At 41.1% G+C, this 13,860-nt stretch carries 11 protein-coding genes; all 11 read left to right on the plus strand.

Annotated elements, in window-relative coordinates:
- The first annotated feature begins 81 nt into the window (after positions 1-81).
- The 11 genes from L4D78_RS27545 to glmU all read left to right on the plus strand — a co-directional run bounded on the left by L4D78_RS27545 (position 82) and on the right by glmU (position 13,777).
- Complete coding sequence (locus tag L4D78_RS27545; RefSeq protein ID WP_428469874.1) at positions 82-1,206, plus strand: glycosyltransferase family protein; 1,125 nt, start codon at positions 82-84, stop codon at positions 1,204-1,206.
- The gene (locus L4D78_RS27550; protein WP_428469875.1) at positions 1,178-1,729 is read left to right on the plus strand and encodes an acyltransferase; all 552 of its coding nucleotides are present in this window, start codon (positions 1,178-1,180) and stop codon (positions 1,727-1,729) included. Before L4D78_RS27545 ends, L4D78_RS27550 begins: the two co-directional genes overlap by 29 nt.
- Entirely contained in the window at positions 1,726-3,867 is a 2,142-nt protein-coding gene (locus tag L4D78_RS27555; protein ID WP_428469876.1) for a bi-domain-containing oxidoreductase, read from the plus strand. Before L4D78_RS27550 ends, L4D78_RS27555 begins: the two co-directional genes overlap by 4 nt.
- A complete protein-coding gene (locus L4D78_RS27560) occupies positions 3,864-5,684 on the plus strand; it encodes a heparinase II/III family protein (RefSeq protein ID WP_428469877.1) in 1,821 nt (606 codons plus the stop codon). The genes L4D78_RS27555 and L4D78_RS27560 overlap by 4 nt, the downstream gene beginning before the upstream one ends.
- Complete coding sequence (locus tag L4D78_RS27565; RefSeq protein ID WP_428469878.1) at positions 5,684-6,901, plus strand: glycosyltransferase family 4 protein; 1,218 nt, start codon at positions 5,684-5,686, stop codon at positions 6,899-6,901. The genes L4D78_RS27560 and L4D78_RS27565 overlap by 1 nt, the downstream gene beginning before the upstream one ends.
- Positions 6,898-7,509 carry a sugar transferase gene (locus L4D78_RS27570; RefSeq protein ID WP_428469879.1) on the plus strand — a complete coding sequence of 204 codons (612 nt, stop codon included), beginning with the start codon at positions 6,898-6,900 and terminating at the stop codon, positions 7,507-7,509. Before L4D78_RS27565 ends, L4D78_RS27570 begins: the two co-directional genes overlap by 4 nt.
- Positions 7,506-8,126, plus strand: a complete 621-nt coding sequence (locus L4D78_RS27575; protein ID WP_428469880.1) for an acetyltransferase — start codon at positions 7,506-7,508, stop codon at positions 8,124-8,126. Before L4D78_RS27570 ends, L4D78_RS27575 begins: the two co-directional genes overlap by 4 nt.
- 21 nt (positions 8,127-8,147) lie before the next feature.
- On the plus strand, positions 8,148-9,326 hold the full coding sequence (locus L4D78_RS27580) for a DegT/DnrJ/EryC1/StrS family aminotransferase (protein ID WP_428469881.1): 1,179 nt from the start codon (positions 8,148-8,150) through the stop codon (positions 9,324-9,326).
- 46 nt (positions 9,327-9,372) lie between these two features.
- Positions 9,373-10,293: a UTP--glucose-1-phosphate uridylyltransferase GalU gene (gene galU / locus L4D78_RS27585; RefSeq protein WP_428469882.1), complete on the plus strand. Its 921-nt coding sequence runs from the start codon at positions 9,373-9,375 to the stop codon at positions 10,291-10,293.
- Positions 10,294-10,312: 19 nt separating this feature from the next.
- Positions 10,313-12,271: a polysaccharide biosynthesis protein gene (locus L4D78_RS27590; protein WP_428469883.1), complete on the plus strand. Its 1,959-nt coding sequence runs from the start codon at positions 10,313-10,315 to the stop codon at positions 12,269-12,271.
- A 135-nt stretch (positions 12,272-12,406) separates the two neighbouring features.
- Positions 12,407-13,777 carry a bifunctional UDP-N-acetylglucosamine diphosphorylase/glucosamine-1-phosphate N-acetyltransferase GlmU gene (glmU, locus tag L4D78_RS27595; RefSeq protein ID WP_428469884.1) on the plus strand — a complete coding sequence of 457 codons (1,371 nt, stop codon included), beginning with the start codon at positions 12,407-12,409 and terminating at the stop codon, positions 13,775-13,777.
- Positions 13,778-13,860 lie beyond the last annotated feature (83 nt).

Below are 13,860 nucleotides of genomic sequence, written 5' to 3' on the forward strand. Positions count from 1 at the left end.
CTTGTATATATATGGTTTATTCTAAGTTTTTCTTATTTTATTTTAAGGAAAATATATGCGCTCTCATCGAAAGGTTAACATATGGTTATAGTTAATTTATACCCTGTAGCTGCTGGTGGTGGGTTGCAGAACGCACTTTCTTTTTTAATGAATTTAGAATCCACGGCTACTTTTGATTATGTTGTTACCCTCAGAGAAGGGTCTACCTTACATAACTACTGTATTGATAATAACATCAATAATATCCCGTTTTCTTCAGGGGCTATTGGAAGAATTCAGTATGAGTTATTTTCTTTTTATTCTTTAACCGCTCACCTTCATCCAAAAGTTATTTTTACTTTATTTGGTGGCGCTCCTTTAATTAGACCTAAAGCAAAAATTGTTTGTGGGTTTGCAAGGTCAAACATTATCGAAAGTGATATTAACTTTTGGGGTTTTTTACCTTTTTATAAAAGAATGATTAAGTTAATAAAAGATAAGGTTATTTTATGTCAAGTTCGCAATTCAGATGTTGTAATTCTTGAAACGAAACGACTGATTAATATAGCTGGCTCAAAAAAAACATTTGGCAGTGCTAAGTTAGAGTTAGTTGAGATGTCGCCAAGTGCAATTATTATGAATAAATTGAAAGATATAGATGGATTCTCTGTGTTTGAAAAGGTACCAGAGAATTTTGAATATAGATTTCTTTATTTGTCAGGCCCACACGAAAATAAAAACATTCATAAACTTGCTCCAATTTTTCATGAATTAAAAAAATCTGGCATTAATGCTTCTTTAGTTACTACTATGTCTGAATCAGCATATTTGCAACAAGTGATTTCATCTTTTAATCAATATGATTTAGACAKAGATAATATAGGGCCGATTAAGCAAGAAAATGTTCCTGAAGTAATAAATGATTGCTGTGCTGTAGTTAATGTTGCAGAACTGGAAAGCTTCTCTAATAACTGGGTTGAGGCTTGGGCTGCTAAAAGATTATTAATATGTAAGGATGCAGGATATGCATATGACTCATGTGGAAATTCAGCCTTATATATTGACCTTAATAATGCAATGTTATCATCTGCTTTAATTTGTGATGTTTTTACCAATAAAATAAAATACACTGAATATATAAAATCAGGTGAAAAAAAATTAGAGTTGTTACCAACATCTTATGAGAAGTTTAAATTGTATGAAAGTATTATTAAAGAGTATATTTAGTAATTACATTAGATATGATCTTGTTTGTTTTTTGGAATATATTAGTTACTTAATGTTTTTACTTCCTAGATTAAGAATGTTTAATCTTCTGAAAACCTTTTATCTAAGATATGTTTTTGGCTCTAAAATAGGTAAGAGAACTGTTTTTTATCCTGGTGTATGGATTTTTAGTGGCAGAAACTTTACTGTCGGTGATGATGTTGATTTTGCAAAAGGTGTTCTTTTAACAACGGATGGTGGCTTAACAATTGGTGACAGAGTACTGATTGGTTATAACTCGCATGTATTAACATCAAACCATAGAATACCTAAACTTCCAAAAAATATTTTTAATTCTGGTCATGTAAAAAAGAAAGTAATAATTGATCATGATGTATGGATTGGGGCGAATTGCACAATTCTTCCCGGTGTAACGATTGGGTCTGGAAGTATTGTTGCTGCTGGAAGCGTTGTCACAAAAGATATACCTGAGAATTCGTTTTGTGCAGGTGTTCCTGCGAAAGTTATTAAGGTTAGAGAATGAAACAAGTATTACAAGACATGGCTAAAGGTGGTTCAAACCTTGTTGAAGCCCCTGCACCGAAAGTTTCCCGAGGAAACCTTCTTATTGATAGTTCAATTTCACTTATTTCAGCAGGCACAGAGCGCATGCTGGTTGATTTTGGTAAAGCTAGCCTATTAGACAAAGCACGTAAGCAACCTGATAAAGTTAAAATGGTACTTGAAAAAGTACAAACAGATGGGTTGATGACTACTGTTGAAGCGGTTCAGTCTAAGTTGGCTCAACCATTACCGCTTGGTTACTGTAATGTTGGTGTGGTAAATCAAGTAGGCGATGGCGTTACGGGCTTTAAAGAAGGAGACCGCATTGTCTCTAATGGCCCTCATGCTGATGTGGTTCGAGTCCCTAAAAACTTGTGTGCAGCAATCCCTGCTAACGTTTCTGATGAAGAAGCTTCTTTTGCTGTTGTTGCTAGTATCGGTTTACAAGGTATTCGTTTAGCAGAACCTACGTTAGGTGAAGCGTTTGTGGTAACTGGCGTTGGTCTTATTGGTTTATTGACGGTACAGCTTCTGCGTGCGCAAGGTTGTCGCGTTCTTGCAATCGATTTTGATGATGCAAAACTTGAGCTTGCTAAGCAGTTTGGCGCAGAAGTGTGTAATCCTGGTAAAGGTGAAGACCCAGTTGCCGCTGGAATGGCGTTTAGCCGTGGTAATGGTGTGGACGGTGTTATTATAACGGCTTCGACAAAGTCTAATGACCCAGTTACACAAGCTGCGCGTATGTCGCGTAAACGTGGTCGGATTATCTTAGTGGGTGTAACTGGCCTTGAATTAAATCGTGCTGACTTCTATGAAAAAGAACTGAACTTCCAAGTTTCTTGTTCTTATGGTCCTGGTCGTTATGACCCAGATTATGAAGACAACGGCAATGATTACCCATTAGGATTTGTACGTTGGACTGAACAACGAAACTTTGAAGCCATTTTAGATATGATGGCTTCAGGTCAAGTCGATGTAAAACCATTGATTACACACCGTTTCAAATTTGAAAATGCCCCTAAAGCTTATGACTTATTAACGTCAGATAAATCAGCATTAGGTATTTTGCTCCAGTACCAGAGTGAAGTTAATACGCGTCATCATTCAACGGTTGAGCTTGACGCAACTGCGACATTTGAAGCGAAGAAGCCAGTTGTCGGGTTTGTTGGTGCTGGTAACTATGCATCGCGCATGCTTATCCCTGCCTTTAAAGAAGGTGGTGCACAGCTTCATACCATTGCAACATCAGGTGGAATTAATGGTGTTACTCATGGTGAAAAAACAGGCTTTGCTAAAACCACGACTGACACTGCAGCAATGATTAATGATTCTGAAATCAATACCATTGCCATTGTTACCCGTCATAATAGTCATGCTAAGTTTGTGTGTGATGCTTTAAATGCCGGTAAGAATGTTTTTGTTGAAAAACCATTAGCTATCTCACTTGAAGAGCTCGCACAAGTTGAGGCTACGTATTATTCAGTTGCTAATCAAACAGCAGCGCCAAAATTGATGGTGGGTTTTAACCGCCGTTTTTCTCCACAGATTCAGAAAATGAAAGAACTTCTTGCTTCTGTTAAAGAGCCAAAGACGTTCATGATGACGATGAATGCTGGTGCTATCCCTGCCGATCATTGGACACAAGATAATGAAGTTGGTGGCGGTCGCATTATTGGTGAAGCTTGTCATTTTATCGATCTAATGCGCTTTTTAGCGGATTCTGAAATTACGTCAGTACAGTGTCGCCGAATGGGTGATGTTGATGGTGTTGATATTACTGAAGATAAGGCCGCGATTATTCTTGGTTTTGCTGATGGGTCATTTGGTACTATTCAGTATTTAGCTAATGGTGCGGCTAGCTTCCCGAAAGAGCGAGTAGAAGTGTTTGCGGCTGGTCGTGTTCTACAGCTAGATAACTTCCGTAAGCTAAAAGGTTTTGGTTGGCCAGGGTTTAAGAAAATGAACCTTTGGAAACAAGATAAAGGCCAAAATCCATGTTCAGCGGCTTTCCTTGAGTCGATTGAAAAGGGTACAGAAGCACCGATTACAGCACGTGAACTGTTTGAAGTGGCTAAAGTGACAATTGAAATTGCTGAGCAGTTACGAAATCAAAAATGAGTATAAGGATTAAAGCAGAAACGGCTCTAGCACTTGGCGTAGCCAATCTAGGGAGGGTCTTTGCTTATCGATTCGGTGTGAAAGCTGGGTTAAATCCTGTTAAACGGTTACAAAAGGCTTCTGTAAAGGGGCCTTTCTTTCACTCAATTGATAGTAAAGAATTAAATTTAGAAGAAACATACCCTTTTATATCTTCCCGCCCTTTTGGCTGGATGACAGACGTTGATATTACGTCAATAAATTGGTTTCGAAGTTGTTTAACTGATCATCAAATTTCGGTATGCGATAAGCCTTGGTATGATATCCCTGATTTTGACGCAAAGGTAGGGGATATAAAAGGAGTATGGGAAGCATCTCGATTTGATTGGGTTATTCAGTGTACACAATTGTATTTATCGGGTGACGATGGAGCTTTACTCAAACTGAATCAAACCTTAGATGATTGGATAGTGCACAATCCAACTTACCTAGGCCCTAACTGGAAGTGTGGTCAAGAAGCCTCGATTCGTGTCATGCACCTTGCAATGGCAGCAAAAATGCTAAATCAGGTTAACTCACCTGAACTTGCGTTATTGGCTTTTGTAAAAGCGCATTTAGAGCGAATAGCACCGACCATATCTTATGCTGTCGCACAAGATAATAACCACGGAACGTCTGAAGCTGCCGCTTTGTTTATTGGTGGTAGTTGGCTTCATGCACAAAACGATCCAATAGGTAAGAAGTGGATGAAGCTTGGTCGTAAATGGTTAGAAAATCGTGCAAAGCGCTTAATTGATAAAGATGGTAGCTTTAGCCAATATTCAACGAATTATCACCGAGTCATGCTTGATACATACTCGATAGTTGAAATATGGCGATCTGATCTTGGGCTACCTCTTTTTACTAATGAACTGTATATAAGGTTAAAAGCGGCAACCAATTGGCTTTATCAATTTACGCAAGAAGTTAACGGCGATGTACCTAACCTCGGCGCGAATGATGGTGCTCGATTATTGCAGTTAACAAATACTGACTACCGTGATTTTCGTCCATCAGTTCAATTAGCGTCAGTTATTTTCCATAAAGCTGTTGCATGGTCTCATGATGGCGAATATGACCTCCAGCTTAAATGGCTTGGCTTAGTGAAGCCAGAGCAGCAGCTTTCTGACCAGAAAAGCTTTCATTTTTCCGAAGGCGGTTATTTTGGGTTGCGTGCAAGTGAAAACACTGCGTTTGCGATGATGACATACCCCAAGTTCCGTTTTCGGCCGAGTCAATGTGATGCTTTGCATCTTGATTTTTGGTTCGAAGGTGAAAACTTACTGCGTGACGGCGGTACATTCAGCTATAACGCAGGTAATGACTATATAAATTATTACGGCGGTGTTGAAAGTCACAATACAGTTCAATTTGATGGGTATGATCAAATGCCACGCTTGAGCCGTTTTTTACTGGGCAGTTGGCTGAAGGCAAAGCAAGTAACTCATGACTTTAATGCTCGAAGCATCCAAGCCGGGTATGCTGATGCTCAAGGGGCAAATCATCTGCGGAAGGTTTCGCTTGATGAATCAAAACTGACCGTTAGCGATGAAATCTCTGAATTTAAGAATAAGGCAGTACTTCGCTGGCGTTTGAAACCTAGTGATTGGGTTATTAAAGGCCAAACTATAACGGATGGGCAGCACGTTATTATAATTCAATCTGATATGGCTATTCATCGGATGGAATTAACCCAAGGGAAAGAATCGCGTTATTATTATCATGAGTCTGATATTCCTGTACTTGAAATAGAGGTGCATGAAGCAGGTTGTCTTATTACGGAATATAAATATCAATAATGAACATACTATATTTTCACCAACACTTTTCAACACCGAAGGGGTCGACAGGCATTCGCTCTTACGAAATGGCTAAGCGTCTGATCCATCGTGGGCATAATGTCACAATGGTTTGTGGTAGTTATGGCGGCGGTGAAACGGGTATTGATAGTGAATTTGTCAAAGGTCGTCGTGAAGGCATAGTCGATGGCATTCGTATTATCGAATTTAATTTATCTTACTCGAATGCTGATAGCTTTGTTAAACGTAGTATGACATTTGCTAAGTTTGCACTAAAAAGTATTGGATTAGCGCTTACTGAAAAATATGATGTGGTATTTGCAACCACGACACCTTTAACAGCAGGGATCCCTGGTATTTTTGCTCGGTGGCTTCGAGGAAAACCTTTTGTTTTTGAAGTGCGTGACTTGTGGCCTGAGCTACCTAAAGAGATGGGTGTTATTAAAAACCCAATTATTCTTGGGTTAATGTCTATTTTAGAGTGGGCTTCTTACCGTTCAGCGCATCGATGTATTGGGTTATCGCCTGGTATTGTCGAGGGCATTAAAAAGCGGGGTGTTTCTGCTGATAAAATTGAAATGGTGCCTAATGGGTGTGATTTAGATATTTTTTCAAATACGACTCAACCTTGGCGACCGAACGGTGTTTCTAATACTGATTTGATGGCGGTGTTTACTGGCACACATGGTATGGCTAATGGTTTAGATGCTGCGCTTGATGCCGCTAAAGAATTACAGAAGCGACAGCGTGATGATATTAAGTTGGTTCTGGTAGGGCAGGGAAAGTTGAAGCCTGAGCTTGTGCGTCGTGTCAATGATGAAAGCATTCATAATATCATTTTTCACGAGCCAGTAAATAAAGCTAAGCTTGCGGGGTTGATGAATAGTGCAGATATAGGTATGCAGCTATTAGCGAATATACCTGCTTTTTATTATGGTACATCACCAAATAAGTTTTTCGATTATATTTCGGCAGGATTACCTGTTATTAATAATTACCCAGGGTGGCTGGCGGGTATGATTGAAGAACGGCAATGCGGTTTTACCGTTGAGGCTGATAACCCTATAGATTTTGCTGATAAATTAGAAAGTGCTGCTGATAATAAACAGCAGTTGGTGGCTATGGGCAATAACTCTCGCAGTCTTGCAGAGGATAATTTTGACCGTTCTAAATTAGCTGATAAATGGGTTAATTGGGTGGTCGGGAGTAAATTATGAAACGAGTATTTGACTTTATTGCATCTTTATTCGCATTAATTCTTTTGTCTCCAGTTATTGCGTTGGTTGCTTGGAAAATTAAAAACAATCTCGGTTCCCCAGTTTTATTTCGTCAGGTTCGACCTGGGTTAAACGGAAAATCATTTGAAATGATTAAGTTTCGCTCAATGAGAGATGCCCTTGATAGTCAAGGTAATCCCTTACCCGATCATGAGCGCATGACGCCATTTGGCGATAAATTACGTTCAAGTAGCCTAGATGAACTACCTGGTTTGTGGAATGTACTAAAAGGGGAGATGAGTTTAGTTGGCCCACGTCCTTTATTAGTTGAGTATTTGCCACTTTATAATGATGAGCAGCGCCGTCGCCATGACGTACGTCCAGGGGTAACGGGATGGGCTCAAATAAATGGACGTAATGCGTTAAGCTGGGAAGACAAATTTAATTTTGATACTTGGTATGTCGATAACCGTTCCTTTTTACTTGATGTTAAAATTTTACTCTTGACGGTGAAAAAGGTCTTTATCAAAGAGGGCATCAGTGCTGAAGGTCATGTAACGATTGAAAAGTTTCAAGGCACATCACCGAAAATTAAGGACAGTGCATGAAGCGCTTAGCCATATTAGGTGCAAGTGGTCATGGTAAAGTGTTAGCGGGTATCGCAGAGCTTCAAGGCTGGGAGAAAATCGAGTTTTTCGATGACGCTTGGCCTGCTAAAGCCATGAATGGGCCATGGCTTATTGTTGGTGATACAGAATTTTTGAAGGATAAATTAACAGAGTATCAAGGTGTTATCGTTGCGATTGGTCATAATTCAATTCGCCTTGAAAAGCAATTACAGCTTGAACAGTTAAATGCGAACCTAGTAACACTGATTCACCCAGCGGCTGTTGTTAGTCATTATGCTCAGGTTATGTCTGGTTCGGTTGTAATGGCTAATGCGGTGATTAACCCTTTTGCATCTTTGGGTAAAGCATGCATTGTGAATACCGCGGCAACAGTCGATCATGATTGCATTCTCGCTGATGGTGTTCATATTAGCCCAGGGGCAAATGTAGCAGGTGGTGTAACAATAGGCACAAAAAGCTGGGTCGGGGTAGGTGCAGCAGTGAAACAAATGCTCCATATTGGCCATAACGTGGTTATAGGTGCAGGGGCATCGGTTGTTAATAACCTTGAATCAAATAAAACGTTTGTTGGTATTCCAGCAAAAGAAAAACAATAACCTCATATTTAGGAGTACACCGTGCTCAATACTCAATTCTCTCCGTGGCCTTCCTTTACTGAAGAAGAAGGCAATGCGGTACGTGATGTACTGCTATCAAATAAAGTTAATTACTGGACTGGTCAAGAGTGTCGCGAATTTGAAAAAGAGTTCGCAGCTTGGGCTGGCTGTGAATACGCCATTGCATTAGGAAATGGCACATTAGCACTAGATATTGCTTTAAAAGCGTTGGGTGTCACAAAGGGGGATGATGTTATTACAACGCCTCGTACGTTTTTAGCATCGGCTTCATCGATTGTTACCGCTGGTGCGAACCCTATTTTTGCCGATGTCGATTTAAACAGTCAAAACATTACCGCTGAAACAATAGAAGCGGTGATAACGCCAAAGACAAAAGCTGTTGTTGTTGTCCACTTGGCCGGCATGCCTGCAGAGATGGATGCCATTATGGCATTGTCTGAAAAGCACGGCTTCTATGTTATAGAAGATTGTGCGCAAGCACATGGTGCTAAATATAAAGGCCGTAGCGTCGGTACCATAGGCCACATCGGTGCATGGTCATTCTGCCAGGATAAAATCATGACCACGGGTGGTGAAGGTGGCATGGTAACGACCAGTGATAAAGCACTTTGGTCATCCATGTGGTCTTATAAAGATCATGGTAAAAGCTTTGAAGCGATTTATGAGCGTCAGCACCCTCCTGGTTTTCGCTGGTTACATGAAAGCTTTGGTACTAACTGGCGTATGGCAGAAATGCAGGCTGTTATTGGTCGCATTCAACTAACACGCATGAGTGATTGGACGGCTAAGCGACAAGCTAACGGCAAGATGATTGATGAATTGGTTACGCAGTTACCTGTTGTACGTACAGTAAAAGTGCCCGCTTATAGTGAGCATGCAGAATATAAGCATTATCTTTTTGTTGAACCAGATCATTTAGCTGCTGGTTGGACGCGAGATCGTATCGTTGAAGCAATGGTTGAACAAGGCGTGCCAGCTTTCCAAGGTAGCTGCTCAGAAGTGTATTTAGAAAAAGCATTCGATAATACGCCTTGGCGCCCGAAAGAGCGGTTGCAGAACGCCGTTGAGTTGGGTGAAAACAGCCTTATGTTTTTAGTTCACCCTACATTAACGCAATCTGAAATGGAGAAATGTTGTAATGTGTTGATTTCTGTTCTTCACGAAGCGTCAAAATCATAATGTGTAATGGGGGGATGTATCTCCCTTTATTATTAGGTTATATCGAATGAAAAAAATAACAAAAGCCGTTATTCCAGTTGCAGGGCTAGGCACACGTATGCTACCTGCAACTAAAGCTATTCCTAAAGAAATGCTACCCATTGTTGATAAACCTCTTATTCAATATATCGTAAATGAGTGTGTTGCTGCTGGTATTAAAGAAATCATATTGGTGACGCATTCGTCTAAAAATGCGATAGAAAACCATTTTGATACCTCTTATGAGCTTGAAGCAACGCTTGAAAAGCGTGTGAAGCGTCAGTTGCTTGACGAAGTCCAATCAATTTGCCCGCCCGATGTAACCATCATGCATGTACGTCAAGGTCATGCGAAAGGTTTAGGACACGCAGTATTGTGTGCTAAACCATTAGTAGGGGATGCGCCATTCACAGTGGTTTTGCCAGATGTGATTTTGGATGGGTACACGGCAGATCAATCTACTGAAAACTTGGCTGCTATGGTAAAGCGTTTTGAGACGACACAAGCTAGCCAAATTATGGTTGAGCCAGTGCCTATGGAAGATGTATCAAAATACGGTGTGGTTGATTGTGGTGGTGTTGAACTGACTGGTGGCCAATCACATATTATGACAGCCATGGTAGAAAAGCCTGCGGTTGAAGATGCACCGTCAAATTTAGCTGTTGTTGGGCGATACGTACTGTCATCAAAAATTTGGGATAAACTGGCCATTACACCACCTGGTGCGGGGGATGAAATTCAGCTAACGGATGCTATCGATATGTTGATGGCAGAGGAAGCCGTTGAAGCTTTTCATATGACAGGTAAATCCCATGACTGTGGCGATAAGTTAGGTTATTTAAAAGCATTTGTTGAATACGGTTTACGTCATAATAGTTTAGGTGATGATTTTCACGATTATTTAGCCGAACTGATAAAACAGAAACCGTTACTTAAAGCGGTAATCTAAATAATTATTTTGGTGGGTTATGATTTATTCTGATGATTTTTTGAATTTTTCACGTCCGAAAAAACGCGTTGTAAGCATGTTGATCGACACCATGTTTATCTTTATCGCGTTTTGGGGGGCGTTTGGTGTCCGTTTTGGGCATTTTGATTTTATTATGGAAGTCGAGCTTTGGCAGACATTTGTTATTTTAACATTTGTGACAATTTTAGTGTTTGTAAAACTTGGTTTATATCGTGCCATACTGCGTTACTTAAGTTTTCATGCGTTAATGGTTGTCAGTATTGGCGCTGTCCTTTCTGCGGTAGCTTTATCTGTGTCTGGCTTTTATTTAGATGAAGCTGTTATTCCTCGAACGGTGCCTGTTATTTATGGTGCTTTTTTAGCGCTATTAGCGGGTGGCTCTCGTTTAGTGATGCGAACATTGGTTTTTTCTAAAAAATCCAGTAATAAAAAGCGTGTACTAATTTATGGTGCAGGCTCTACCGGTCGTCAGCTTTGTATTGCCTTGCGCCAGAGTCAAGACTACCTACCGGTTGGTTTTGTTGATCATGACCGAACTTTATTCGGTACCTATATTTTAGGTTTAAAGGTATTACCTACTTCTAAAATTGATTACTTAATCCATAGTTTGAAATGCGACAAAGTTTTGCTGGCACTACCTCGTGCAAGCCGCTCTGAACGTAAATCGATTCTTGATAAGTTAGCAAATTTAACAGTAGAAGTATTAACCGTGCCAAGCATGGAAGATATTGTTAATGGCGATGCTAAAATCGACGAGCTACGTGATGTACCGATTGAAGATTTGTTAGGTCGAGATCCTGTTGCTCCCCGTCAAGAGCTGATGGGGGCCGATGTAACAGGTAAAGTGGTAATGGTGACGGGCGCAGGCGGTTCAATCGGTTCAGAACTGTGTCGTCAGTTAATTATGCAGCGTCCGACTAAGCTGATTTTATTTGAATTATCAGAATATGGCTTATATGCCATCGACAAAGAATTGCAGTCTGTTGTCGATGATCATCAGCTTAATGTTGAAGTTGTACCGCTACTTGGTTCAGTTCAACGTTTGAACCGCTTACAAGCCGTGATGGAAGCCTTTAACGTACAAACACTTTACCATGCCGCTGCTTATAAGCATGTTCCACTGGTGGAATACAATGTGGTAGAAGGTGTGCGTAATAATGTATTTGGTACCTTATATACGGCGCAAGCGGCGGTAAAAGCCAATGTCGAAACCTTCGTGCTTATTTCTACCGATAAAGCCGTTCGCCCAACCAATATTATGGGTACCACTAAGCGTATGGCCGAGCTTGTGCTGCAAGCGTTGGCGAAAGAAAACACCAATACCCGTTTTTGTATGGTGCGCTTTGGTAATGTATTAGGGTCTTCTGGTTCTGTTATCCCGCTATTTAAAAAGCAAATCGTGCAGGGTGGGCCTGTTACCGTTACGCATAAAGACATTACCCGTTTCTTTATGACTATACCTGAAGCTGCCCAGCTGGTGATTCAAGCGGGTGCGATGGGTAAAGGCGGCGATGTTTTCGTATTAGACATGGGCGAATCTGTTCGCATTGCTGAATTGGCTGAAAACTTAATTAAGCTGTCGGGTTTGGAAGTGAAATCAGACACCAACCCACATGGCGATATCGCCCTTGAATATACGGGATTACGCCCTGGTGAAAAACTGTATGAAGAGTTGCTCATTGGCGACAATGTGAGTAAAACTTCTCATGAACGAATCATGACTGCACAAGAAATTAGCCTAACGTGGGACGAACTTAATGTAATTTTGTCTGACTTAGATAAAGCTTGTCATAACTTCGATCATAACGGTATCCGATCGCTATTACTTGATGCACCGACAGGTTTTAATCCTAGCGATGGAATCAGCGATTTGGTTTGGCAGGCCAAACATGAAGGGGAGGTTTCAATAACGGGTGACAATGTTGTTGAAATGCCGACCAAGGTTGAAACTGCGTAATTATTACGGACTCCTTATTGAACCTTTATTTAAAATAATAGCGTAACGAAGCCGTTACGTTTATTACCCACCATTTTGCCCATCGAATTTCGATGGGCTTTTTTTATTCAGAAATAAAATCAAGAGTAGGTTGATATGAACTTCAGTACCGTTATTCTTGCGGCTGGAAAGGGTACACGTATGTACTCTAATTTACCCAAAGTCCTTCACAGCATGGCGGGAAAGCCAATGGTGAAACATGTGATTGATACGTGTCAGTCATTAAATACCAATCAAATTCACTTGGTATATGGTCACGGTGGTGATCAAATGAAGCAGGTACTTGCGAGCGAGCAAGTCAACTGGGTGCTGCAGGCGGAGCAATTAGGTACTGGTCACGCGGTAGATCAAGCAGCATCGAGCTTTTCAGATGATGAAAAAGTGTTGGTTACATATGGTGATGTACCATTAATTAGCCTGCAGACGATTGCGAATTTGCTAGAAGCCCAGCCAACGGGAGGCATTGCACTACTCACTGTGCTGCTTGATGACCCTATGGGCTATGGCCGTATTATCCGTCGCAATGGCCCTGTAGTGGCAATTGTTGAACAAAAAGATGCCTCTGAAGAGCAAAAGCTGATTAAGGAAGTGAACACCGGCGTGTTAGTTGCCAATGGTGGTGATTTAAAGCGTTGGCTGTCGCAGCTGAATAATGAGAATGCGCAGGGTGAGTATTACTTAACCGACATTATTGAAATCGCGCATGATGAAGGCCGTGCGATAGAAGCAGTTCACCCAGAAAAGGCCATTGAGGTTGAAGGGGTGAATAACCGCATTCAGCTTGCCCGTCTTGAACGTGCTTACCAAGCATTGAATGCCGAGTTGTTGCTTGAGAAAGGCGTAATGCTACGAGACCCAAGTCGTTTCGACTTACGTGGCGAACTGCAATGCGGGCAAGATGTAGAAATTGATATTAACGTGATTATCGAAGGCAAAGTGACCTTAGGTAATAACGTGAATATCGGTGCTGGATGTGTATTGAAAGATTGTGTGATTGCAGATAACACCATTGTTCGACCTTACAGTGTAATTGATAGTGCGCTAGTAGGGACAGATTGTACGGTTGGTCCATTTAGCCGTTTACGCCCTGGCACCGAATTGCTTGATAATGCCCATGTGGGTAACTTTGTTGAAACGAAGAATACCCGTTTAGGCTCAGGCTCTAAAGCCAACCACTTAACTTACCTTGGCGATGCTGAAATCGGTGAATGCGTTAATATCGGTGCAGGTACTATTACCTGTAACTATGATGGCGCAAATAAGTTTAAAACTGACATTGGCGATGATGTGTTCGTGGGTTCTGATACTCAGCTTATCGCGCCAGTTTCTGTCGCGGCAGGCGCAACAATTGGTGCAGGCTCAACCATTACCCGCAATGTAGGTGAAGGCGAACTGGTGATCACCCGTGTAGCAGCGAAAACAGTTCAGGGCTGGAAAAGGCCGGAAAAAATAGGGCCTAGGCCTTAGGAAGAACGGGAATAGCAAAAGCTTGAAAATCTGATGTGGCTCGAAAAAACTTCTTGCAGAACCCAGAACCCAGAACCCAGAAC

The sequence above is a fragment of the Photobacterium minamisatsumaniensis genome, assembly GCF_050336695.1.
Classification (GTDB): Bacteria; Pseudomonadota; Gammaproteobacteria; order Enterobacterales; family Vibrionaceae; genus Photobacterium; species Photobacterium minamisatsumaniensis.